Raw genomic sequence first — 22,851 nt, forward strand, 5'->3', positions numbered from 1 at the left:
TCGCCCGCTGTCGGGGCCCGGCCAGTACCGTGACAACCATGCCCCGCACCTTCGTCGACCGCCTCCGTGCCCGAGCGGTCGCGCGGCGAGCCGATCGCGTGACCCGCGGCCTCGGGTCCCTCGACGCCGCCGTCTACGACTCCATCGCCCGCTCCCCCAGCCCGCTGCTCGACGCCACGATGCCACCGCTGACACGTGCGGCCGACCACAGCAAGTTGTGGATCGCCATCGCCATCGGACTCGCCGCCAGCGGCCGGCCCGGTCTGCAGCGCGGTGCCGTGCGAGGGCTCGGCTCGCTGGCCGTCACCAGTCTGGTCACCAATCAGGTCGCCAAGCGCCTGCGACGACGGCCCCGCCCGACCGCCACCCTGGTGCCTGCGCCCCGCCGAAGCCGAACACTCCCGACCTCCAACTCGCTGCCGTCGGGGCACTCCGCGAGCGCTGCCGCCTTCGCCACCGGCGTGGCGATCGAAAGTCCCCTTGCGGGACTGGCGATGTCGGCACTGGCCGGTCTCGTCGGCTTCTCCCGGGTGGCGACCGGCGTGCACTATCCGGGAGATGTGGCGATCGGCCTGGGAATCGGCGCGGCCGTGGCGACCGCGGGCGGCCAGATCGCACCGCCGATCACCCGTCGCCGGATCTCGATCCCCCGACCCACCCGTGACGAGGCACCGGAGGTCACCGACGGCGCCAACGTGACCGTGTTGCTGAACCCGGCGTCCGGCGACGGCCGGGGTGCGCGGATCCGCGACCGGATCCGCGCCGAGTTGCCCGCCGCCCGAGTCGTGGAGCTCGACTCCGGCGACGACTTCGCCGCGATCGCCCGCGACGCCGCCGAGGACTGCGACGTGCTCGCCGTCTGCGGTGGCGACGGGACGGTCGCCACCGCGGCGGCCGCGGCGCTGGCGACCGACACCCCGCTCGCGGTCTTCCCCGGCGGCACATTCAATCACTTCGCCCGCGACATCGGGGCCACGACCGCCGACGACACGATCGCCGCACTGCGTGAGGGGCGGGTGACCCGCGTCGACGCGGCCTGGCTGGGGTCGGATCGGGTCGTGCTGAACACCGCCAGCATCGGCTCCTACCCGCATTTCGTGCGTGCACGCGAACGCCTCGAAGGCCGGACCGGAAAGGCACTGGCCAGCACCCTGGCGATCCTGCATGTCCTGCGCCATTCCCGACCGCAACGCATCCGGGTGGACGGCGAGGACCTCGACGTCACGTTGTTCCTGCTGGGCAACTCGATGTACGGCTCATCCGGGTTCGCCCCGGCCCGTCGCGAACGCCTCGACGACGGACTCCTCGACGTCCGCTTCCTCGTCGCCGGCGGACGGTGGGCGTTCGCGCGGCTGGTCTTCGGGTTGTTGAGCGGCCGCCTGCAGCGCTCCCGCTCCTACCGGGAGATGCAGGTCCCGGAGTTCTCGTTCAGCTCCGAGGAGCCGGTGGTCGTCGCGCACGACGGTGAGATCGGCGAGTCCTATCGGGAAGCCACCTTCACCGTCGCCTATCGTGCCCTCAAGGTGTACGGCTCCAGCGTCGTCGGAAAGCCCTGAGACCGCTTCCGCCCGGACACCGATCCGTCCCAGCCCTTTGCCGAGGCACGACAGGAGGCCCGACCATGCGGTGGATCGATCACGCCATCTGGTGGCATGTCTACCCTCTCGGATTCTGCGGCGCACCGATCCGGGACCACGACGCGGCCCCGGCTCCCCGACTGCGCCGTCTGCTGAACTGGCTGGACTACGCCGTCGAACTCGGCGCCTCCGGGCTGTTGCTGGGTCCGGTCTTCGCCTCGCAGGCTCACGGCTACGACGTCGTCGACCCGTTCCGGATCGATCCCCGCCTCGGCCGGCAGCAGGATTTCGACGATCTCGTCGCGCAGTGTCGGGCACGGGGACTGCGGGTGGTCCTCGACGGGGTCTTCAGCCACATCGGCGATCAGCACCCGGCGGTACTGCGTGCATTGCATGAGGGACCCGGGTCCGAGGCCGACATGTTCGACATCGACTGGGCGGCCGACGGCGGGCCCTGACCCCGCGTGTTCGAGGGGCATTCGTCGTTGGTGCGCCTCAACCATGCGTCCCCGCGCACCGCCGACCACGCGGTGGCCGTGATGAACCACTGGCTCGACCGCGGCATCGACGGCTGGCGGCTGGACGCCGCGTATTCGGTCCCCGTCGACTTCTGGGGTCGGGTGCTACCCGAGGTCCGCGGCAGGCACGGCGACGCCTGGTTCCTCGGCGAGGTCATCCACGGCGACTACAGCGCCTTCGTCACCTCCTCCGGCGTCGACTCGGTCACCCAGTACGAACTGTGGAAGGCGATCTGGTCGGCCATCGCCGACCGCAACCTGTTCGAACTGAACTGGGCCCTGGTGCGCCACAACGAATTCCTGGCGCGGTTCGTGCCGAACACCTTCGTCGGCAATCACGACGTCACCCGCATCGCAAGCCTCGTCGGACCCGATCATGCCGTTCTCGCCGCGGCGATCCTGCTCACCGTCGGCGGTGTCCCGTCGGTGTACTCCGGCGACGAGCAGGGATTCACCGGGATCAAGGAGGAGCGGGTGGGCGGCGACGACGCGGTCCGACCGGCCTTTCCCGACACCCCGGCAGAGCTCGCAGACTGGGGCCGCGACATCATGCGGGCGCACCAGGATCTGATCGGTTTACGACGCAGGCACCCGTGGCTCGTCACGGCGAGAACCGAGTCGTTGACGCTGACCAACACGCGATACAGCTACCGCAGCAGTGCCGCGCACGGCGGCGAATGGATCGACGTCCACATCGATCTCGACGACCACCCGCAGGTCCGCATCGACGATGCAGCCGGCGCCACGCTCTGGTCCTCGCTCCGTTGAACGCGATCGGCGCGGGGCACGCGAGAAGCGTGCACCGCGCCGATCAAAACGTGAAGAGTTCGCTCTCAGTGCTTTTCGGGGCCGACGTGGTATTCGAACACCATTCCGGCGGCGGCAGAGATGATGCACGCCGCGGCGAAGATGCAGAACCAGATGTTGCCGGTGGCGAATCCGATCGCGAACATCGCGGCCGAGGCCGCGAGCAGGATCGGCCACCACGAGTGCGGGCTGAAGAAGCCGAGTTCACCGGCGCCGTCCTCGATGTCGGCGTCCTCGTAATCCTCCGGACGGATCTCGACGCGTCGCGCGACGAACCGGAAGTAGGTTCCGGCGATGAGGGTCAGACCGGCACTGAAGTACATGCCGACCACGCCGACCCATTCCACGCCGTGCGAGGTGAACGCCGTGCACAGCGTGTAGATCACGCCGGCGAGGAAGAAGAAGGCCGTCAGGAGCTCGAAGAGCCGGGCTTCGATCTTCACTGGAAGTCACTCTCCTTGATCGTGCAGCCTGCCAGCCGCGTGTTGTTCGGGTCGCCGGTCGCGGCGGCGGTGCCATTGCTCTTGCGGCGGGTGTCGAACGGAACCGTCACCACCGACTCGGGCTGCTGGCAGATCGCTTCCAGCGCTTGGGCATTGGTCGCCTGCGGATGAGTGTCCCGATAGGTGATGTAGCGATCGAAGTCCTGCGGGGAGACCGCCCGAACCTCGAAGTTCATCATCGAGTGGTAGGTGCCGCACATTTCCGCGCAGCGCCCGACGAACGCACCGGTCCGCTCGATCTTCTCGATCTGGAAGACGTTGTCGGTGTGGTTCTGCTCGGGGAACGGCAGCACGTCACGCTTGAACAGGAACTCCGGCACCCAGAAGGAGTGCACGACGTCGGCGGCCGCCAGCTCGAACTGGATGCGCTGATCGGTCGGCAGGACCAGGATCGGGATCTCGGTGGAGGTGCCGATGGTCTCGATCTTGTCGAACCGCAGGTAGTTGCGGATGTCGTCGTCGCGGCCGTTGGCCGGTCCGGGCAGCGGTTCACCGTCGTGGGTGTTCTGCTGCACCTGCAGGTCGAACGGGTTGCCCAGCGTGCTCGGGAACTGCTTCTCCTGGCCGTTGACCTCGGCCTGGCGATAGCCGAACTTCCAGTTCCACTGGAAGGCGGTGACGTCGACGACGACCTTCGGGTCGTTGGTCTTCTTCTCCACGTCGGTCTGCACGATGACGGTGAAGTAGAACAGCACCGCGATGATGACGAACGGGATGGCCGTGTAGGTCAGCTCCAGCGGGACGTTGTAGGCGGTCTGCCGCGGGAACTCGTCCTGACCTTCCTTGTGACGGTGGAAGGTGATGGTCCAGAAGATCAGACCCCACACCAGGATGCCCATCAGCAACGCCGCGATGACCGACCAGGTCCACAGGTGGCGCATCGACTCGGCCTGCGGGGTAACGCCGACCGGCCAGCCGAACCGCACGATCTCGTCGCCACTGCAGCCCGTCATCACCACAGCCCCGACGGCGAGGATCGCGACGATGCCGAACCGCTTGATCATCCGCGATGCAGACGAAACACGCCGGGCCCGGGGCCGTTCACCGTGTGCCAATTTCACGCCTTCCTGCTCGCTCGCCGCGACGTTCCCGCCGTGCGAGTCGCATGCCACATGACCTGCCTCGACGCGTTGTCTCCGAGGGGACCCGACCAACCGGCCGAAACGCCCGCGGGCACCGCGGTCACACCGCGGCCGCGCCTATGTACTACGCAGCGTAGACCAACTCACGGGAACTTTTTCGGTTGGGGTGGATCAGCGCGTCGGATTCCTGTGACCGACCCCGACATCGCCTGTTCGGGAGCGGTTTCGGCCCTCCCCACGGCGGTGCCGGACGGCCCTGCGAACCACGATGCGGCATACTCGGACCCGTCGGCGAACCCCGGCGTTGCGGACGCAATCTGTCATTCAAACCACTCGATGTCGAAAGAGGCCTGAATCCCTGTGTGTGGCTTGCTCGGTCTGCTGACCCCCGACGGCTCGGCGGCGACCGCCGTCGACCTCATCGCCGAAGCCTGCCACTGCATGCGACACCGCGGGCCCGACGAGCCGGGCACCTGGCACGACGAGCACCTCGTCTTCGGGTTCAACCGGCTCTCGATCATCGACATCGAGCATTCGCATCAGCCGCTGCGGTGGGGTCCCCCGGACAGCCCGGAACGTTACGCACTCGTCTTCAACGGTGAGATCTACAACTACCTCGAGATCCGCGCCGAGCTCGCCGCCGACGAGCAGGCGGTCTTCCGTACCGAAGGCGACGGCGAGGCGATCGTCGCGGCCTTCCACTACTGGGGCCCCGACGCGGTGCGTCGGCTGCGCGGTATGTTCGCCTTCGCCATCTGGGACACCGACACCGGATCGCTGTTCCTGGCCCGTGATCCGTTCGGTATCAAGCCCCTGTTCCTCGCCACCGGTCCCGGCGGAACGGCGTTCGGCAGTGAGAAGAAGAGCCTGCTGGAACTGCTCGACCGGCTCGAGCTGTCCACCGATCTCGATCCGCGCGCCGTCGAGCACTACACCGAACTGCAGTACGTCCCGGAACCGGAAACCCTGCATGCCGCCGTCCGGCGTCTGGAATCCGGGTGCCACGCGACGGTGCGGCCCGGCCACTCCCCCTCGGTGACCCGTTACTTCACCCCGCAATTCGGGGTGCGTCCGGTCACCGACGCCACACGTCAGAAGCGCTACGACGAGATCGCCGACGTGCTCGCCGATTCCGTCGCCAAGCACATGCGCGCCGACGTGACCGTCGGCTCGTTCCTCTCCGGCGGGATCGACTCCACCGCCATCGCCGCGCTGGCGATCCGCCACAACCCCGATCTCATCACCTTCACCACCGGCTTCGAGCGCGACGGCTACTCCGAGATCGACGTCGCCGCCGAATCCGCCGAGGCGATCGGCGCGCGCCACATCGTCAAGGTCGTCAACGAGACCGAGTTCATCGACGCGATCGGAAAAATCGTCTGGTACCTCGACGACCCGGTCGCCGATCCGGCGCTCGTCCCGCTGTATTTCGTGGCCGCCGAGGCTCGCAAGCACGTGAAGGTGGTGCTCTCCGGTGAGGGCGCCGACGAATTGTTCGGCGGCTACACCATCTACAAGGAGCCGCTGTCACTCTCTGCGTTCGACAAGCTGCCGCGCATGCTGCGGCGAGCGGCGGGCAAGGTTTCCGATCGCATCCCCGAGGGCACCCGTGGCAAGAGTCTGCTCCATCGCGGATCACTGACGCTGGAGGAGCGGTATTACGGCAACGCCCGCAGTTTCGACGACGCGCGACTGCGTGCGGTCCTCGTCGACTACCGACCGGAGTGGACGCACACCGACGTCACCGCACCGATCTACGCACGCAGCGAGGGCTGGGACCCGGTGGCCCGGATGCAGCACATCGACCTGTTCACCTGGCTGCGCGGCGACATCCTCGTCAAGGCCGACAAGATGACGATGGCCAATTCCCTGGAGTTGCGGGTTCCGTTCCTCGATCCCGAGGTGTTCGCCGTCGCCGAGACGCTTCCGTTCGACGAGAAGATCGCGCACGGCACCACCAAGTACGCGCTGCGCAAGGCGCTCGAGCAGATCGTGCCGCCACATGTGTTGCACCGCAAGAAGCTCGGCTTCCCGGTGCCGATCCGGCATTGGCTGGCCGGTGGCGAGATGTACGACTGGGCGCACGAGACGATCAGTCATTCGCAGACCGAGCACCTGCTGAACAAGCCGGCCGTCCTCGCGATGCTCGCCGAACACCGCGAGGGGGCCGTCGACAACAGCAGGCGCCTGTGGACGGTGTTGATCTTCATGGTGTGGCACGCGATCTTCGTGGAGAAGTCACTGGTGCCCGAGATCACCGACCACACCTATCCGGTGCGACTGTAGGTCGGGGCGCGCTTTTCAGAACACCTTGCTGATCTCGGCGGCGGCGTCGTCGCCATAGGCGCCCTCGATGCGTTCGATCGCCGAGTCGTGGTCCCAGGTCCAGTCCTGGGTCGAGACCGTCTCGAGGACGAGCACCGCGACCATCGACCCCAGTTGGGCAGCACGTTCGAAGCCGAGGCCCTTGCTCACCGCGGTCAAGAAGCCCGCACGGAAGCCGTCACCGACGCCGGTCGGATCGACCTTGGCCGTCTCCGGGACCACCGGTACGTGGATCCGCGCGCCGTCGGCGCCGATGATCTCGACGCCGCCGGCACCGAGGGTGGTGATGCGGGTGCCGACCATCTCACGCACACGGTCCTCGGTGAGCCCGGTCTTCTCGCGGAGCAGACCCCACTCGTACTCGTTGGTGAACAGATAGGTGGCACCGTCGATCAGGGTGCGGGCCGACTCCCCGTCGAGACGGGCGAGCTGCTGGGAGGGGTCGGCGGCGAACGGGATGCCCAGTTCCCGGCATTCGTTGGTGTGCGCGACCATCGCCTCCGGATCGTCGGCGCCGATGAGGACCAGCTCGGCGTCATTCGCGGAGACCTCGGCGAGCGTGATCTCGCGGGCCTCGCTCATCGCTCCCGGATAGAAGAACGCCAACTGCGCCATCACCTCGTCGGTGGTGCAGGTGAATCGGGCGGTCTGATGTTTGTCCGACACCCGCACGCCGCGGCAGTCGACGCCGTGATCCTCCAGCCAGCGACGGTAGTCGTCGAAGTCCGAGCCGACCGCGCCGACGAGGACCGGCGCTCCACCGAGTTCGCCCATCGCGTAGCAGATGTTGCCGCCGACCCCACCGCGCCGGACGACGAGGTCCTCGGCGAGGAAGCTCAGCGAGATGTGGTCGAGATGGTCGCCGAGCAATTGCTCGGAGAATTTGCCGGGGAACTTCATCAGATGGTCGGTAGCGATCGAGCCACATACATAAATGGTCACGGGGGTCTTCAGCCCTATCTGCTCGGCGGTACTGCTGGGCAACGACCTTTCACGCTACCGACCGGTGCCACAACGCATCCGACCGCATCCCGGTGTCCGGGAATGCGGTCGGAAGGAGATGGATCTCGGGCGGACTCAGTTGAAGGAGTCGCCGCAGGCGCAACTGCCGGTCGCGTTCGGGTTATCGATGGTGAAACCCTGCTTCTCGATGGTGTCGACGAAGTCGATGGTCGCGCCCTGGACGTAGGGAGCACTCATCCGATCGACGGCCAGGGTGACCCCGGCGAAGTCGGCGGTGAGGTCACCGTCGAGGCTGCGGTCGTCGAAGAACAGCTGGTAACGCAGGCCCGCACAGCCACCCGGCTGGACGGCGATGCGCAACGACAGGTCGTCGCGACCTTCCTGGTCCAGAAGGGCCTTGGCCTTCGACGCGGCGGCGTCGGTCAGGATGACTCCGGTGCTGGTCGCGGCGCCGGATTCGTTCTGCACAGTCATCGATGCTCCTCAGTGCTGGTCGAGGCCGGCTCGGTGGGGCCGGTTGCGGTCAGTCCCCGCGCAGACGCGCGGAAACGCACATTCGTACGGTCGGCTTCAACGGTACCCCGTCATGACATATTCCCGCCGCCGGTCGACTCCCACGCCGCCGCGATACCGCGAGCCATCCGCTCGAGCTGGTGGTCGGCGTCGTCCATCGCCAGCCGCACCGATCCGGCGTGGTCGACGAGCGAATGCGCCGCGGCGATACCGGCGTCGGCGATCTCGTCGGCGCTCAGTGCGATCTGTCCGGCGACGACCACTGTCGGTACCGACGCCGCACGCGCGGTGGCGGTGAGAGCGGAGACGACCTTGCCGCGCAGGGTCTGGCTGTCGAACTTGCCCTCCCCGGTGATCACCAGGTCGGCGCCGGCGATCTGTGCGTCACGATCGGTGACCTCGGCGACCACCGTCGCACCGGAGACGCGCCGAGCACCGAGTGCCAGCAGCGCCGCACCCAGACCTCCGGCGGCACCGGCGCCCGCGTCGGCGCCGACATCGCGCCCGGCCATGCGGGCGAGCACCCGCGACCACTGGGTCATGCGCTCTTCGAGTCGTCCGACGGTGTCGGCATCGGCCCCCTTCTGCGGGCCGAACACCGCGGCCGCGCCCGAGGCACCGAGTAACGGGTTCTCGACGTCGGATGCGGCGACCACCTCGACCGCGGCACAGCGCGCGACCGCGCGGTCCGGGCCGCCGAGGGCCTCGACGAGTCCGCGACCGCCGTCGGTGGTGGCGCTGCCACCGAGTCCGACGACCACCGAACCGACCCCGGCGCGCAGCGCGGCGTCGACGAGCTGGCCCACACCGAAGGTGTCGGCAGCCATCGCCGTCCGTGTGGTGGGGCGCCCGCCGAGTTGATGCAGACCGCATGCCTGCGCGCATTCGACGTAGGCGACGGGGTGGTCGGGATCGCGGTCGTCGAGCAGCCACTGCGCGTCGACCGCGGCGCCGAGCGGCCCGTAGACCGTCTCGGTGTGCAGCGTCCCGCGATGCGCGGCGAGGACCGCGACAAATCCCGGCCCCCCGTCGGACTGGGGTGCGCGGATCACCTCGTCGGCGGGTCGGGCCGAGAGCCATCCGCGGGCGACGGCGTCGGCCGCCGACACCGCGGTCAACGTGTCACCGAAGGAGTCGGGTGCGATCAGGACGCGCATCGGACCTCGCCGATGGGCGTCGGAAAAGCCAGGGAAAACACCGGGGCCGCCATGCGGGGCAAGTATAGGGAGGTCGGCGCATCACGGCAGCGCGGATCACCTAGGCTCGTCGGTGTGAAACTGCCATGGAAGAAGGACGACTCCGCACCCGCGGACGAGTCCGTCGAGACCCTTGACGATTCCGACTCGACGGATTCGGTTGATCTCTCGAAATCGCAGCGTGGCAGTGCCTACACGCCCGCCAAGGGCCGCCCGACACCCTCGCGCCGGGAGGCGGAGGGCCGTCGTCGCGGCCCGGTCGCGCCGCCGCCGACGACCCGCGCCGAGGCCCGCGCGCGCAAGAAGGAGCTGCGCAGCTCGATGTCGCGGGAGGACAAGAAAAAGGCGTCGGCCGACCGCCGGGCCCAGCGCCTCGAGCAGCGCGAGCGGATGATGGCCGGCGACGAGCGCTACCTGATGCCGCGTGATCGCGGTGACGCCCGTCGCTACACGCGCAACCTCGTCGATTCCCGACGCAACTTCGCCGGACTGTTCATGCCGTTCGCGATCGTGTTGATCGTGGTGATGTTCGTGCCGTCGATCGCGGTGTACTCGACCTTCCTGCTGCTGGCCTTCGTCATCCTGATGGCGATCGACGGGGTCATCCTGGGCCGCATGGTCAACAAGCGGGTGGCGCAGCGCTATCCCGACGCCGGCGAGGGCGGTCTGAAGCTCGGCTGGTACGCCTTTACCCGCGCGATGCAGCTACGTCAGATGCGCGCGCCCAAACCGCAGGTCTCCCCCGGCGACGAAGTCTGAGCCGATGACCGCACGAGGGGTCCGGACGCTGGTCCTGGGTGGGGTTCGGTCGGGCAAGTCCGCACACGGCGAACAGTTGCTGCGCGCGGCCGCATCGGTGCGTTATGTGGCCACCGGGCCGACGCTGACGACCGATGCCGAGTGGACCGCGCGCGTCGAGAGACATCGGCAACGGCGCGATCCGAGGTACACGACGGTCGAGACGAGCGATCTGGCGTCGGAACTGCGGGCCGACCCGCACGCCAGCACACTGGTCGATGATCTGGGCAACTGGCTGGCCGCGCGACTCGACGCCACCGGAGCGTGGTCGGCGACGGCCACCGTCGACCGCTCCGCCGAGAACGATGAATTGTGTTCGGCGATAGCCGAATTCACCGGCGATCTGGTGTTGATCAGCCCCGAGGTCGGGTTGGCGCCGGTGGCCCCGACCCCGGCCGGACGACTCTTCCAGGACGAACTCGGCGCGCTCAACGAGGCCGTGGCCGCGGTGTGTGATCGCGTGATCCTCGTCGTGGCCGGCCGCATCATCGACCTGACCGAAGCACCCCGGGCCGAGGACCCGGCACCGCCCGATGCCGAGACCACCCCTGCACCGACCCCGCCCGCCGCTCCGGCAAGCGCCCCCGCAGCCGCGATCCCGATGACCGGACCCGTGCCCGACGCGACCGACGCCGAGATCTTCGACGCCATCGACCTACCCGACGAACAGGTCGCCGAGGCGGCCCGGGCACGCCAGCTCGAACTCACCAAACCACCCGGCTCGCTGGGCCGGCTCGAGGAGATCGGGGTGTGGATCTCGGCGTGCCAAGGGGTCTGTCCCCCACGGCCGATCGAGACGCCCACCGTCGTGGTCTTCGCCGGCGATCACGGGGTGGCCCAGGGTGGCGTGTCGGCCTTCCCGTCGGAGGTCACCGCGCAGATGGTCGCCAACATCGCCGCAGGAGGTGCAGCCGTCAACGTGCTCGCCCGTCGGTGCGGTGCGACGGTCCGGGTCGCCGACATCGCCGTCGACGCCGACACCGGCCCAGAGGTCTCTGCTTACAAGGTGCGGCGCTCCAGCAACGATCTGCGGGTCACCGACGCATTGACCATCGACGAGGCCCGCCGAGCCCTCGCCGCCGGGCGGGCCATCGTCGACGATCTCGTCGACTCCGGGGCCGATCTGTTGATCGCCGGTGACATGGGGATCGGCAACACCACGCCTGCCGCGATCATCATCGGCACCCTCGCACGTCGCGAACCCGTCGAGGTGGTCGGACGCGGCACCGGCATCGACGACGTCGGATGGATGCGCAAGACCGCCGCGATCCGCGACGGGATGCGCCGCGGGCGTCGTCATCGCAGCGACCCACTCTCGCTGATCGCGGCAGTCGGGGGCGCCGACCTGGCCGCGATGGCCGGCTTCCTCGCGCAGGCCGCGGTGCGGCGCACACCGGTGATCCTCGACGGCGTGGTGGTCACGGCGGCCGCACTCATCGCCGTGGAGATGGCCCCGGGCGCGACGCGGTGGTGGCTGGCCGGTCACCGCTCGGTCGAACCGGCGCATGCCATCGCCCTGGAGTATCTGGATCTCGAACCGCTGCACACCTATTCGATGCGCCTCGGTGAGGGCACCGGCGCATTGTCCGCGCTACCGACGGTCCTCTCGGCCGTCGACATCATGACGTCGATGTCGACCTTCGCCGACGCCGGCGTCAGCGATGCCGACGCGTTGCCGTCGGATTCCGTCGACAGCGCGGATTCCGATGTGGCACAAGCACCTTCGCCCACCTGATCTCACCGATGAGCCCGGTACGCGCGATCGCCGTCTCGCTGTCCTGGCTGACCGTGCTCCCTGTACCCCGGCGTGTCACCGACGCAACCCCCGATCGCCGGCTCGGCGGCGCGGTCATCGCAGCGGTACCAGTGGTCGGCGTACTCCTCGCGGCGGTGGCGACCCTGATCGCGTGGGGGCTCTCGTACACCGCCGCGCCGGAGGCGCTGATCGGCGTACTCGTTGTCGGCGTACTCGCCGTCGGCACCCGGGGTATGCACCTCGACGGTCTCGCCGACACCGCTGACGGTCTCGGGTGCTACGGACCGCCGGAGAGGGTCACCGAGGTGATGCGTTCGGGTTCGGTGGGCCCGTTCGGCGTGGCGACCCTGATCCTGGTGCTGGCTCTGCAAGCTGTCGGTCTCACGACGCTGATCGCCCAGAATCGTTGGTGGGAGCTCGGTCTGGCGATCGGTGTCGCACGCGTCTCCGCGGTGCTCGCGTGCCGGCGGGCGCTGCCGCCTGCCCATCCCGATGGCTTCGGTGCTCTGGTCGCCGGTACGCAACGCATCGCCGCGGTCGTGTGGTCGGTGGTGGCGGTCGCCCTCGGCGTCGTGATCGGCGCCCTCGATGGCTCGGTCACCGCCCATTCGATCACCGCCCATTCGATCACCGCCGGGCTGCGGGCGGGGGCCACGATCGTGGTGATGCTCGCGTTCACCTGGCTGTTCAGTCGGCACTGTGCACGACGGATGGGCGGCATCGTCGGCGACGTCCTCGGCGCCGTCATCGAACTCGGCACCGCACTCGTCCTCGTCGGACTGATCCTCTGAGTCGGTCTGCACACTGCACAGCCGCGGCGCATCCTGGGCGTATGCCGGTGCCGGACTGCAATTTTGACGGATTCGCACTGTATGCGGCGCTCGACGCCCGGCGCCGGGAGCAATCGTTGTCCTGGAACGCACTCGCCCGCCAGGTGTGGGACCTCTCGGCAGCACTCAACGCGGCACGCCCCGATGATCACTCGTTCAGCACATCGGCGATCGCCAGCCTGCGCACACGCGGCAACACCAGCTGCCAGCACGCAGTACTGCTGCTGTGGTGGCTGAACGCGACCACGGAGGACTTCGTCACCCCGGAGGACTTCGTCACAGACCCGGCAACCGGGACCGCCGGCGTCGAACTCCCACGATGCGACGACGCACACCGCCTTCGGTGGAATCTCGGTCGGCTCTACGCCACGCTCGACGCCGCAAGAACCCGGCGCGGGGCGACGTGGGCACGGACGGCGGCTCGGCTGGGCTGCTCGCCGGGCCAGCTGACCGGCCTGCGGACCGCCCGCTACTCCACCAACATGCGCCTGGCCATGACGATCACGCAGGCCCTGCGGCGTCCCGCCGCCGAGTTCGTCTACGCCGCCGACTGGTGAGAGCGACTCAGCGCCGGTAGAGCTCGGTCATCCAGCCGTGGGTGTCGGCGAACTTGCCGCGCTGGATACCGGTGAGGGTGTCGCGCAGCGCGAGGGTCACCTCACCGGGTGTGCCGTCCCCGATCGAGTAGTCGTCGGTCTCGCTCTTGACGTGGCCGACCGGGGTGATGACGGCTGCGGTCCCACACGCGAAGACCTCGGTGATGTCGCCGGAGGTCACACCCTTGCGGAGTTCCTCGGTGGTGATCTTGCGTTCCTCGACGGCGAACCCGGCGTCGGTGGCCAGGGTCAGCAACGATTCCCGGGTGATGCCCGGTAGCAGCGAGCCGGTGAGTTCCGGGGTGACCAGTCGCGCGTCGGCGCCCGAGCCGAAGACGAAGAACAGGTTCATCCCGCCCATCTCCTCGATGAACCGGCGCTCCACGGCGTCGAGCCAGACCACCTGGTCACAGCCCTTCGCGGTGGCCTGCTGCTGGGCCAGGAAGCTCGCGGCGTAGTTGCCGCCGCACTTGGCGAAGCCCGTGCCGCCCGGGGCTGCGCGGACGTATTCGGTCGACAGCCACACGCTGACCGGCTTGATACCACCGGCGAAGTAGGCGCCGGCGGGCGAGGCGATCACGCAATAGCGGTACTGCGTCGACGGGGCGTTGACGCCCAGCCCGGCCTGCGAGGCGAACATGAACGGCCGCAGATACAGCGATTCCTCGCCGCCGGCGGCGGGGACCCACTCGTTGTCGGCGTCGAGCAGCGCGCGCAACGAGGAGATGAAGTCGTCCACCGGCAGCGGCGGCATCGCCAGACGCTCCCCCGACCGCTGCAGGCGCAGGCCGTTGGCCTCCGGGCGGAAGGCGGCGATCGACCCATCGGGCTGACGGTAGGCCTTGAGCCCCTCGAAGACCTCTTGGCCGTAATGCAGCACCATCGCCGACGGATCGAGCGCAATGGGGCCGTACGGGGTCACCTTGGCGTCATACCAACCACGGTCCACGTCGTAGTCCACCATCACCATGTTGTCGGTGAAATACTTGCCGAAACCGGGAGCTGCGAGGATGTCCGCGCGCTGCGACTCCGACACCGGGTGCGGGTGCTCGGTACGGGTGAACTGCAAGGTCATTGGCCCATCGTAGCGCCGCGGCGCAAGGCGATCGGTGCCAGGTTCCCGTCTGCGCCGGGCCGGGTTTGCAGTCGTGCGAGGGGTGGCAGACGTGTGGGCACCTCAGACGTGCGACTCGACGAACGGCGGGATCACGACTTCGCACGGCAACGCCCGACCGCGCACATCGATGACCACCTCGGCTCCCTTGCCGATGCCCGCGGCGGTGTCGATGAGCGCCAGCGCGATCCCCTGTTTGAGGGTCGGCGAGAAGGTGCCCGAGGTGCACAGGCCGATCCGTTCGCCGCCCGCCGCGGTGAGCACATCGCAGTCGGCGCGCGGCACCCCACGACCGGTGGCCCGCAGTCCGTAGAGCCGACGGGCGGGACCGTTCTCCTTCTCCGCGAGCAGCGCCTCGCGCCCGAAGAACGCGGGCTTGTTCCAGCCGACCGCCCACCCGGTGCGGGCCTGGACGGGGGTGATCTCCGGTGAGAGTTCGTGGCCGTGCAGCGCATATCCCATCTCGGTGCGCAGGGTGTCGCGCGCGCCGAGTCCGGCGGGCAGCCCACCGAACGCGGTGACCTGAGCCATCAGCGCGTCGAACACCGGTCCGGCGTGCGCCCACCCGGGCAGGATCTCGTAGCCGCGTTCGCCGGTGTAGCCGGTCCGGCACACGCGCACCGGCGCGCTACCCCCGTCGATCGACAGTTCGGCGTCGGCGAACGCCATGTACTCCATGTCGGTGGGCAGCCCCACCGCGGCGAGTACCTCCGGGCTTTTCGGTCCCTGCACCGCGAACACCGCGTACTCGCGGTGCAGATCGGTGATCGCGACACCGTCGGGCGCGACCGCCGCCAACGCTGCGACGACCGCTGCGGTGTTGGCGGCGTTGGGCACGAGGAACACCTCGTCGTCGGCGACGAGGTAGGCGATCAGATCGTCGATGACGCCGCCGGAATCGTTGCAGCACAACGTGTATTGGGCTTTGCCCGGCGCGATCTTGGCGAGGTCGTTGGACAGGGTGGCGTTGACGAACTCCGCGGCGCCGGGGCCGGCGACCAACGCCTTGCCGAGGTGGCTCACGTCGAAGATGCCGACGGCCTCGCGTACCGCGGTGTGCTCGGCGACGGTGCCCGAGTACGCGACGGGCATGTCCCACCCGCCGAATTCGGCGAAACTCGCCCCGAGTGCTGCGTGTCGATCGGCAATGGGTCCGGCGAGGAGTTCGGTCATGGCGCTCAACCTACCGCGAGCGCGGCGCACAGGACGATCACCACGGGAGCTCAGCTCCCGGCGGGAACCCCGAACCCCTGCAGTCCGGGATCGGCGGCGAGGTCGGCGGTGTGCAGGGTGACCCCATCCGGTGGCTGGTTGCCGCCGACGGTTGTCACCTCATCGCCGTTGACGGCAACCACGATGTTGGTGTGTTGGCCCCACGGGCTGGGTTTGTCGTAGATCACGATGTCGCCGGGCTGCGGGCGATGACCCGGCCCCCGCCAGCGTCCCGAGCTGTGCAGGTAGTCGGTGAGCGTCGCCACCCCCGGGATGCGCCACGATCCGGAGTTCGGATTGTCCAGCGGCACACCGGATTCGTGCATCACGGTGCTGACGAAGTCGGCGCACCATGGTTCGTCGACGCCGCCGGAATAGGTGGTGCCCGACGCATTGCGCGCGTATTCGGCGCGTACCGACTCGATGATGCGGGCTCGAGAAGTGGTCATTGTGGTGGTGTCGACGACCGGAAACGGCGGCCTCGCCCGGCCGGTCATCCCGTTCACCGCGCGGGACACCGCGTCGTCGTCATGGCGGTATGCACGGACGCCGATCACCGTCGCCGTGCATGCGGCGATCACCACGAGTGCGATCACCCATGCCGCCCTGGTTCGCCTCATCTGCTCGCCCACCCCGTCTCTCGTCGTCACACCGCCATCGCAACGCCGCGTCGTTGTGGCGGGTTCCCGCTGCGATGGCACGTCGGTCGGTCGGATGACGGGCAGCCGACGAGGCGCCTGTGGCAAGGTTGGTCGGGTGAGCAAGAACGAGAGCGTCGACCGCACTCGCGGTCCCCAGATCACCCTGACCACCTCCATCGGCAAAGACGACGAGGCCCTCGTACTCGGCCTCGTCGCCACCTCCTCCGACGACACCACTGCCGACAACACCACCGACCCCGCTGCACCGACCCTGCTCGGCGCCGACGTCCTCGACGATGCGTCGGCGGCGGCAGTCACCGCCGCGCTGTCGGCGGTGGGCGCCACCGGTTCCCACGGTGAGGTCACCCGGCTGGCGGCGCCGGAATCACTCGGCGTACGCGTTGTGGTGGCCGTCGGCGTCGGCGACGAGAAATCGCTCGACGACCCGGAGAAACTCCGCCAGGCCGCCGGTGTCGCGATCCGTTCCCTCGAGGGCTTCGACGTCGTCGCCACCACCCTGGGCTCCACCGACATCGGTGCCGCGGTTGAGGGACTGTTCCTCGGCGCCTACCGCTTCGAGGAGTTCCGCTCGTCGCGCTCGGCGTCGACCAAGCAACTGCCCGGCACCGTGCACGTCGTGGTCGAGTCCGCCGACAAGGCGGCGAAAGCCGAACTGGCACATGCCATCGCGGTCGCCGATGCGGTGGCCATCGCCCGTGACTTCGTCAACACCCCGCCGAGCCACCTCTACCCGGAGGAGTTCGCCGAACGTGCGCGCGAGTTGGGCGCGAAGGCCGGACTCAAGGTGGAGATCCTCGACTTCGACTCCCTCGAGAAGGACGGCTATGGCGGGATCGTCGGCGTCGGCAAGGGTTCGTCCCGGTTGCCGCGGCTGGTGCGATTGACCCACGCGGGCAAGAAGTCGGCCAAGAAGGTGGCGCTTGTCGGCAAGGGCATCACCTTCGACACCGGTGGAATCTCGATCAAGCCGGCCGCCAACATGGATCAGATGACCTCCGACATGGGCGGCGCGGCCGCGGTGATCGCGGCGACCATCGCCGCCGCGCGTCTCGACCTGCCGGTGTCGGTGACCGCCACCGTGCCGATGGCCGAGAACATGCCGTCGGGGACCGCGCAGCGTCCCGGCGACGTCCTGACCCAGTACGGCGGGACGACCGTCGAGGTCCTCAACACCGACGCCGAGGGACGCCTCGTCCTCGCCGACGCCATCGTGCGCGCCTGCGAGGACGATCCGGACTACCTCATCGACACCGCCACCCTGACCGGCGCGCAGATGGTTGCCCTGGGCACCCGCACCCCCGGGGTCATGGGGACCGACGACTTCCGCGACCGGGTGTCGGCACTGTCGACCGAGATCGGCGAGAACGCCTGGCCCATGCCGCTGCCGTCGGAACTGCGTGCCGATCTCAAGTCGCGGGTCGCCGATCTGGCGAACGTCACCCCGCACCGGTGGGGCGGGATGCTCGCCGCGGGTCTGTTCCTCAAGGAGTTCGTGCCCGACGGGGTGCAATGGGCCCACATCGACATCGCCGGTCCCGCCTTCAACACCTCCGGCCCCTGGGGTTACACCCCCAAGGGTGGTACGGGCGTACCGGTCCGCACGATCACGAAGGTTCTCGAGGACATCGCGGCCAACGGCTGATCGGCCACTTTTGCGCCACACACCACGTCCGTGGCGCGTACGGCGGGTAGGGTCTAGCGATGGGCGCCGGGCCACCCGCCACACGCCTGGGAGACGCGGCGCACACACCGCGACACCCCGCATCACGCACAGACCCACCACGTCGAGTTCAGGAGTCAACAGCAATGGCCTTCTCCGTCCAGATGCCCGCCCTCGGTGAGAGTGTCACCGAGGGGACCGTCACCCGGTGGTTGAAGGAAGAGGGCGACACCGTCGAGGCCGACGAGCCCCTGCTGGAGGTGTCGACCGACAAGGTCGACACCGAGATCCCCGCCCCCACCTCCGGCGTCCTCACCAAGATCATCGCCCAGGAAGACGACGTCGTGGAGATCGGCGGCGAACTCGCCCTGATCGGTGATGCCGGGGAGAGCGCCGACGATTCCGGGGACTCCGGATCCGACGACTCGGCCGATTCCGACGACTCGGCGGGCGGCGACGAACCGACCGAAGCCGGTGCGGCCGAACAGGACACCGAGGCGCCCTCGACCGAGGCAGAGGCTCCGGCCGAGAAGCCCGCCGCCGCCACCGGTGACAGCGGGGCCTCCGGGACCGACGTGCTGATGCCTGAACTCGGCGAGTCGGTCACCGAGGGCACGGTGACCAACTGGCTCAAGGCCGTCGGCGACGAGGTCGCCGCGGACGAACCACTGCTCGAGGTCTCCACGGACAAGGTCGACACCGAGATCCCGTCCCCCGTCGCCGGAACCCTGCTCGAGATCCTCGCGCAGGAGGACGACGTCATCGAGGTCGGCGGCAAGCTCGCGGTGATCGGCGATGCCTCGGCCGCCGGCTCCAAGCCCGCGCCCGAACCGGAGCCGGAGCCGGAGCCCGAGCCCGCCAAGTCCGAGCCAGAACCCGCGAAATCCGAGGAGGCGCCCGCCACGAGTGAGCCGGAACCCGAACCGGTCAAGGTCGCCTCCGCCGCAGCCCCCGCCGACGATTCCACCGATCTGCAGTCCACCCCGTACGTGACCCCGTTGGTCCGAAAGTTGGCTGCGGAGAACGACATCGACCTATCGAGCCTCAAGGGCACCGGGGTCGGCGGCCGCATCCGCAAGCAGGACGTGCTCGCCGCCGCCGAGGCGAAGAAGGCCCCCGAGCCGGCCTCGAGCCCGGCCCCGGCCGCCGCACCGGCGCCCGCAGCCGCACCGGCCGCGTCGTCGCCGGAGGTCAAGCCCGAACTCGCGGCACTGCGTGGCACCACGCAGAAGATCAACCGCATCCGTCAGATCACCGCGAAGAAGACCCGCGAGTCGCTGCAGACCAGTGCTCAGCTGACGCAGGTCTTCGAGGTCGACATGAGCAAGATCGTGTCACTGCGCAAGGCTGCCAAGGAGTCGTTCAAGGCTTCCGAGGGAGTGAACCTGACCTTCTTGCCGTTCATCGCCAAGGCCGTCGTGGAGGCACTCAAGGCGCATCCGAACGTCAACGCCTCCATCGACGAGGACAAGAAGGAGATCACCTACTACGACAAGGTGCATCTCGGTATCGCCGTCGACACCGAGCAGGGCCTGCTCTCGCCGGTGATCCACAACGCCGACGACCTCTCGATCGCCGGACTGGCCCGGGCCATCGCCGACATCGCCGCCCGCGCCCGCACCAACGGCCTCAAGCCCGACGAGTTGGCCGGTGGCACCTTCACCATCACCAACATCGGGAGCCAGGGCGCCCTGTTCGACACCCCGATCCTGGTGCCGCCGCAGGCGGCCATGCTCGGTACCGGCGCAATCGTCAAGCGCCCGGTGGTCATCACCGGCGACGACGGTTCGGAGTCGATCGCGGTGCGGTCGATGTCGTACCTGCCGCTGACCTACGATCACCGCCTGATCGACGGCGCCGACGCCGGTCGCTTCCTGACGACGATCAAGAAGCGACTCGAGGCCGGCTCGTTCGCCGCCGAACTGGGCCTCTAGGCACCGATGCGGGTAGCCGTCGCCGGCTCATCGGGGCTGATCGGTTCGGCCCTGATCACCGCGCTGGAATCGGCGGGCCATTCGGTGCGCCGGCTGGTCCGGCGCGAGGCGACCGAGCCCGGTGAATTCAGTTGGGACCCCGAGACATTCGGTGTTCCTGACGAGGCCCTCGACGGCGTCGACGCGGTGGTGAGCCTCGGCGGCGTCGGGGTCGGCAACGGCCGGTGGAGCGGACGGTTCAAACAAGAACTCCGCGACTCCCGGATCCCGCCGACCGAGGTCATCGCCGAGGCCGTCCGCCGGACCGGTGTCCCCACCCTGGTGAGCGCGAGCGCCACCGGGTACTACGGGGACACCGGCGCGCGGACGGCCACCGAGGTCGACGGCCCCGGCTCGGGATTCCTGGCCGAGCTGACCGTCGACTGGGAGGCCGCGGCGACCGCCAACTCGGGCGACCGGACCCGTGTCGTCCTGTTGCGGACCGCACCGGTGCTCGCACCGCACGGTGGCCTGCTGGCCAAACTCCGACCGCTGTTCAAGCTCGGCCTCGGCGGCACCATCGGCAATGGGCAGCAGTACTTTTCGTGGATCTCACTGGTCGACGAGATCCGAGCGATCGAGTTCGTGCTGGATTCGGCGATCAGCGGTCCGGTGAACCTGTGCGCACCCGGAGCGGTTCCGTTCGCGACGTTCGTCGACGCCTTCGGTCGGTCGGTGCACCGGCCCACCCTGATGGGCGTTCCCGCGTTCGTCGCCCGCAAGGCGGGCGGCGAGATGATCGAGGAAATGGTTCTGTACTCCCAACGCGTTGCACCCGGTGTGCTCACCGACCACGACTTCGTCTTCACCCATCCCACCATCGATTCGGGGCTGGAGTACGCCAATGGACGCTGACACACCGACAGCCATCGGTACCCGACGGGCATCGCTGCGCGCAGCCGACACGCCCGTCGAGATCCGGCGGCTCGGTGTCCTCGACTACCGCGAGGCCTACGACCTTCAGCATCGACTCGCCGGCGAACGTGCCGACGGCACACTCGATCACGATCTGTTGCTGCTGCTCGAGCATCCGTCGATCTACACCGCGGGCAAGAGAACCGAGGACGCCGATCGTCCGACCAACGGCGCCGAGGTGATCGACGTCGACCGTGGCGGACGGATCACCTGGCACGGGCCCGGACAGCTCGTCGGCTATCCGATCATCAAGCTCGCCGAGCCCCTCGACGTCGTCGAGTACGTCCGCCGGCTCGAGGCGGCGCTCATCGGTGTCTGTGCGGCGCACGGCGTGGCCACCACCCGCGTCGCCGGCCGGTCGGGCGTCTGGGTCGTCGACGACTCGCCCGACCTGGGACAGTCCGGGGAACGCAAACTCGGCCAGATCGGCATCCGGGTGGCGCGCGGGGTCGCGCTGCACGGGTTCGCCCTCAACGTCGACCCCGACATGAGCGCCTTCGACGCGATCGTTCCGTGCGGCATCGCCGACGCCGGGGTCACGTCCCTGAGCCGCGAGGCCGGGCGGGAACTCTCGGTCGGCGACCTCGCCGATGAGGTCGCCGACGCCGTCCTCGCGGCTCTGGACCACAGTGAGATCGCCCTCACCCCGCAGGTCGGGCATGCCGACGGCGCGCGCGTAGCATCGGTGCGGTGACCGTGTCAGAGACCCGCACCGCACCCACGGCGCCGGCGTCGACCCCACAAGGGTCGCCCCCCGCCTCGTCCGCCCCCGCCTCGTCCGCCCCTGCCTCGCCCGCCGCGCCGACCGACCCGTCCCCCAACGGACGCAAGTTGTTACGCCTGGAGATCCGCAACGCGCAGACCCCGATCGAACGCAAGCCCTCCTGGATCAAGACGCGCGCGACGATGGGGCCCGAGTACACCGAACTCAAAGGTTTGGTGAAACGCGAAGGGCTGCATACGGTCTGCGAGGAAGCCGGATGCCCCAACATCTACGAGTGCTGGGAAGACCGCGAGGCCACCTTCCTCATCGGCGGCGAGCAGTGCACCCGCCGGTGCGACTTCTGCCAGATCGATACCGGCAAGCCCGCCGAACTCGATCGCGACGAGCCCCGCCGCGTCGCCGAGAGCGTGCAGGCGATGGGCCTGCGCTACTCCACCATCACCGGCGTCGCCCGCGACGACCTCCCCGACGAGGGTGTCTGGCTCTACGCCGAGACGGTGCGTGCGATCCACCGGCTCAACCCTGGTACCGGTGTGGAGAATCTGATCCCCGACTTCCACGCCAAGCCCGATCTGCTCGCCGAGGTCTTCGAGTCCCGGCCGGAAGTGCTCGCACACAACCTGGAAACGGTGCCGCGGATCTTCAAGCGGATTCGTCCGGCGTTCCGCTACGAGCGGTCCCTCGATGTACTCACCCAGGCCCGTGACTTCGGTCTGGTCACCAAGTCCAACCTCATCCTCGGGATGGGTGAAACCCCGACCGAGGTGCAGTCGGCGATCGTCGACCTGCACGAGGCCGGTTGCGACATCCTGACGATCACCCAATACCTGCGCCCCTCGGCGCGCCACCATCCGGTGGAGCGTTGGGTCAAGCCCGAGGAGTTCGTCGATCATTCCGAGTTCGCCCGCGAGGTCGGATTCGCCGGGGTGATGGCCGGGCCGCTCGTGCGTTCGTCCTACCGCGCCGGCCGGCTCTACGCGCAGGCGATGGCGCATCACGGGCGGGAGTTGCCGCCGTCGTTGGCGCACCTCGCCGACGAGGGTTCGGCCAGCCAGGAGGCCTCCTCGTTGATGGCGCGACTGGCCCGCTGAACCGGACACCTGCGCCGGCGACCGCATTGTCGATCA

At 68.8% G+C, this 22,851-nt stretch carries 19 protein-coding genes and 1 pseudogene; 12 read left to right on the forward strand and 8 right to left on the reverse strand.

Annotated elements, in window-relative coordinates:
• Positions 1–38: 38 nt before the first annotated feature.
• On the forward strand, positions 39–1,556 hold the full coding sequence (locus tag AC5ZH6_RS15325) for a bifunctional phosphatase PAP2/diacylglycerol kinase family protein (RefSeq protein WP_094600716.1): 1,518 nt from the start codon (positions 39–41) through the stop codon (positions 1,554–1,556).
• Positions 1,557–1,621: 65 nt separating this feature from the next.
• Positions 1,622–2,863 (forward strand): annotated as a pseudogene (locus AC5ZH6_RS15330) (alpha-amylase family protein).
• Between the two features lie 65 nt (positions 2,864–2,928).
• On the opposite strand, the gene AC5ZH6_RS15335 reads toward AC5ZH6_RS15330, so the two are convergent.
• Entirely contained in the window at positions 2,929–3,345 is a 417-nt protein-coding gene (locus AC5ZH6_RS15335) for a cytochrome c oxidase subunit 4 (protein ID WP_006370548.1), read from the reverse strand.
• A complete protein-coding gene (ctaC, locus tag AC5ZH6_RS15340) occupies positions 3,342–4,409 on the reverse strand; it encodes an aa3-type cytochrome oxidase subunit II (protein ID WP_006370549.1) in 1,068 nt (355 codons plus the stop codon). Before ctaC ends, AC5ZH6_RS15335 begins: the two co-directional genes overlap by 4 nt.
• A gap of 438 nt (positions 4,410–4,847) precedes the next feature.
• Between ctaC and asnB the strand changes: the two genes are divergently transcribed.
• Complete coding sequence (gene asnB, locus AC5ZH6_RS15345; RefSeq protein WP_006370550.1) at positions 4,848–6,773, forward strand: asparagine synthase (glutamine-hydrolyzing); 1,926 nt, start codon at positions 4,848–4,850, stop codon at positions 6,771–6,773.
• A gap of 15 nt (positions 6,774–6,788) precedes the next feature.
• On the opposite strand, the gene AC5ZH6_RS15350 is transcribed toward asnB, so the two are convergent.
• The 3 genes from AC5ZH6_RS15350 to AC5ZH6_RS15360 all read right to left on the reverse strand — a co-directional run bounded on the left by AC5ZH6_RS15350 (position 6,789) and on the right by AC5ZH6_RS15360 (position 9,445).
• Positions 6,789–7,754: a carbohydrate kinase family protein gene (locus tag AC5ZH6_RS15350; RefSeq protein ID WP_205741413.1), complete on the reverse strand. Its 966-nt coding sequence runs from the start codon at positions 7,752–7,754 to the stop codon at positions 6,789–6,791.
• A gap of 135 nt (positions 7,755–7,889) precedes the next feature.
• Positions 7,890–8,249 carry a HesB/IscA family protein gene (locus AC5ZH6_RS15355; protein WP_006370552.1) on the reverse strand — a complete coding sequence of 120 codons (360 nt, stop codon included), beginning with the start codon at positions 8,247–8,249 and terminating at the stop codon, positions 7,890–7,892.
• Positions 8,250–8,359: 110 nt separating this feature from the next.
• Positions 8,360–9,445 carry a glycerate kinase family protein gene (locus tag AC5ZH6_RS15360; RefSeq protein WP_006370553.1) on the reverse strand — a complete coding sequence of 362 codons (1,086 nt, stop codon included), beginning with the start codon at positions 9,443–9,445 and terminating at the stop codon, positions 8,360–8,362.
• Between the two features lie 114 nt (positions 9,446–9,559).
• On the opposite strand from AC5ZH6_RS15360, the gene AC5ZH6_RS15365 reads away from it, so the two are divergent.
• Genes AC5ZH6_RS15365 through AC5ZH6_RS15380 form a run of 4 tightly spaced genes read left to right on the forward strand, consistent with a single transcriptional unit; the run spans position 9,560 to position 13,425 of the window.
• Complete coding sequence (locus tag AC5ZH6_RS15365; RefSeq protein ID WP_035728125.1) at positions 9,560–10,243, forward strand: DUF3043 domain-containing protein; 684 nt, start codon at positions 9,560–9,562, stop codon at positions 10,241–10,243.
• Between the two features lie 4 nt (positions 10,244–10,247).
• Positions 10,248–12,017 carry a nicotinate-nucleotide--dimethylbenzimidazole phosphoribosyltransferase gene (gene cobT / locus AC5ZH6_RS15370; RefSeq protein WP_265076584.1) on the forward strand — a complete coding sequence of 590 codons (1,770 nt, stop codon included), beginning with the start codon at positions 10,248–10,250 and terminating at the stop codon, positions 12,015–12,017.
• Positions 12,018–12,025: 8 nt separating this feature from the next.
• Positions 12,026–12,829: an adenosylcobinamide-GDP ribazoletransferase gene (locus tag AC5ZH6_RS15375; protein WP_265076585.1), complete on the forward strand. Its 804-nt coding sequence runs from the start codon at positions 12,026–12,028 to the stop codon at positions 12,827–12,829.
• A gap of 41 nt (positions 12,830–12,870) precedes the next feature.
• Positions 12,871–13,425: a hypothetical protein gene (locus tag AC5ZH6_RS15380; protein ID WP_265076586.1), complete on the forward strand. Its 555-nt coding sequence runs from the start codon at positions 12,871–12,873 to the stop codon at positions 13,423–13,425.
• Positions 13,426–13,432: 7 nt separating this feature from the next.
• Here AC5ZH6_RS15380 and AC5ZH6_RS15385 read toward each other — a convergent pair whose 3' ends face one another.
• The 3 genes from AC5ZH6_RS15385 to AC5ZH6_RS15395 all read right to left on the reverse strand — a co-directional run bounded on the left by AC5ZH6_RS15385 (position 13,433) and on the right by AC5ZH6_RS15395 (position 16,410).
• Positions 13,433–14,539 carry a branched-chain amino acid aminotransferase gene (locus tag AC5ZH6_RS15385; protein ID WP_006370558.1) on the reverse strand — a complete coding sequence of 369 codons (1,107 nt, stop codon included), beginning with the start codon at positions 14,537–14,539 and terminating at the stop codon, positions 13,433–13,435.
• 102 nt (positions 14,540–14,641) lie between these two features.
• A complete protein-coding gene (gcvT, locus tag AC5ZH6_RS15390; RefSeq protein WP_288337021.1) occupies positions 14,642–15,751 on the reverse strand; it encodes a glycine cleavage system aminomethyltransferase GcvT in 1,110 nt (369 codons plus the stop codon).
• 50 nt (positions 15,752–15,801) lie between these two features.
• Positions 15,802–16,410, reverse strand: a complete 609-nt coding sequence (locus AC5ZH6_RS15395; protein WP_496167426.1) for a CHAP domain-containing protein — start codon at positions 16,408–16,410, stop codon at positions 15,802–15,804.
• 136 nt (positions 16,411–16,546) lie between these two features.
• Here AC5ZH6_RS15395 and AC5ZH6_RS15400 point away from each other — a divergent pair, with 136 nt between their 5' ends.
• The 5 genes from AC5ZH6_RS15400 (at position 16,547) to lipA (ending at position 22,815) form a co-directional block, all read left to right on the forward strand.
• Entirely contained in the window at positions 16,547–18,094 is a 1,548-nt protein-coding gene (locus AC5ZH6_RS15400; RefSeq protein WP_271353545.1) for a leucyl aminopeptidase, read from the forward strand.
• 164 nt (positions 18,095–18,258) lie between these two features.
• On the forward strand, positions 18,259–20,046 hold the full coding sequence (gene sucB, locus AC5ZH6_RS15405) for a 2-oxoglutarate dehydrogenase, E2 component, dihydrolipoamide succinyltransferase (RefSeq protein WP_271353546.1): 1,788 nt from the start codon (positions 18,259–18,261) through the stop codon (positions 20,044–20,046).
• Positions 20,047–20,052: 6 nt separating this feature from the next.
• On the forward strand, positions 20,053–20,940 hold the full coding sequence (locus tag AC5ZH6_RS15410; protein ID WP_014360393.1) for a TIGR01777 family oxidoreductase: 888 nt from the start codon (positions 20,053–20,055) through the stop codon (positions 20,938–20,940).
• Positions 20,930–21,694, forward strand: a complete 765-nt coding sequence (lipB, locus tag AC5ZH6_RS15415; RefSeq protein WP_006370564.1) for a lipoyl(octanoyl) transferase LipB — start codon at positions 20,930–20,932, stop codon at positions 21,692–21,694. The genes AC5ZH6_RS15410 and lipB overlap by 11 nt, the downstream gene beginning before the upstream one ends.
• A complete protein-coding gene (gene lipA / locus AC5ZH6_RS15420; RefSeq protein WP_043456533.1) occupies positions 21,691–22,815 on the forward strand; it encodes a lipoyl synthase in 1,125 nt (374 codons plus the stop codon). Before lipB ends, lipA begins: the two co-directional genes overlap by 4 nt.
• Positions 22,816–22,851: the final 36 nt, after the last annotated feature.

Source organism: Gordonia sp. YC-XJ4, from assembly GCF_059511865.1.

Excerpts from the sequence above, each read along its gene's own strand:
- AC5ZH6_RS15325 (WP_094600716.1), top strand. The coding sequence starts at position 39 with ATGCCCCGCACCTTCGTCGACCGCCTCCGTGCCCGAGCGGTCGCGCGG.
- ctaC (WP_006370549.1), bottom strand. The coding sequence starts at position 4,409 with ATGATCAAGCGGTTCGGCATCGTCGCGATCCTCGCCGTCGGGGCTGTG.
- AC5ZH6_RS15355 (WP_006370552.1), bottom strand. The coding sequence starts at position 8,249 with ATGACTGTGCAGAACGAATCCGGCGCCGCGACCAGCACCGGAGTCATC.
- AC5ZH6_RS15360 (WP_006370553.1), bottom strand. The coding sequence starts at position 9,445 with ATGCGCGTCCTGATCGCACCCGACTCCTTCGGTGACACGTTGACCGCG.
- cobT (WP_265076584.1), top strand. The coding sequence starts at position 10,248 with ATGACCGCACGAGGGGTCCGGACGCTGGTCCTGGGTGGGGTTCGGTCG.
- AC5ZH6_RS15375 (WP_265076585.1), top strand. The coding sequence starts at position 12,026 with ATGAGCCCGGTACGCGCGATCGCCGTCTCGCTGTCCTGGCTGACCGTG.
- AC5ZH6_RS15380 (WP_265076586.1), top strand. The coding sequence starts at position 12,871 with ATGCCGGTGCCGGACTGCAATTTTGACGGATTCGCACTGTATGCGGCG.
- AC5ZH6_RS15385 (WP_006370558.1), bottom strand. The coding sequence starts at position 14,539 with ATGACCTTGCAGTTCACCCGTACCGAGCACCCGCACCCGGTGTCGGAG.
- gcvT (WP_288337021.1), bottom strand. The coding sequence starts at position 15,751 with ATGACCGAACTCCTCGCCGGACCCATTGCCGATCGACACGCAGCACTC.
- AC5ZH6_RS15395 (WP_496167426.1), bottom strand. The coding sequence starts at position 16,410 with ATGAGGCGAACCAGGGCGGCATGGGTGATCGCACTCGTGGTGATCGCC.
- sucB (WP_271353546.1), top strand. The coding sequence starts at position 18,259 with ATGGCCTTCTCCGTCCAGATGCCCGCCCTCGGTGAGAGTGTCACCGAG.
- AC5ZH6_RS15410 (WP_014360393.1), top strand. The coding sequence starts at position 20,053 with ATGCGGGTAGCCGTCGCCGGCTCATCGGGGCTGATCGGTTCGGCCCTG.
- lipB (WP_006370564.1), top strand. The coding sequence starts at position 20,930 with ATGGACGCTGACACACCGACAGCCATCGGTACCCGACGGGCATCGCTG.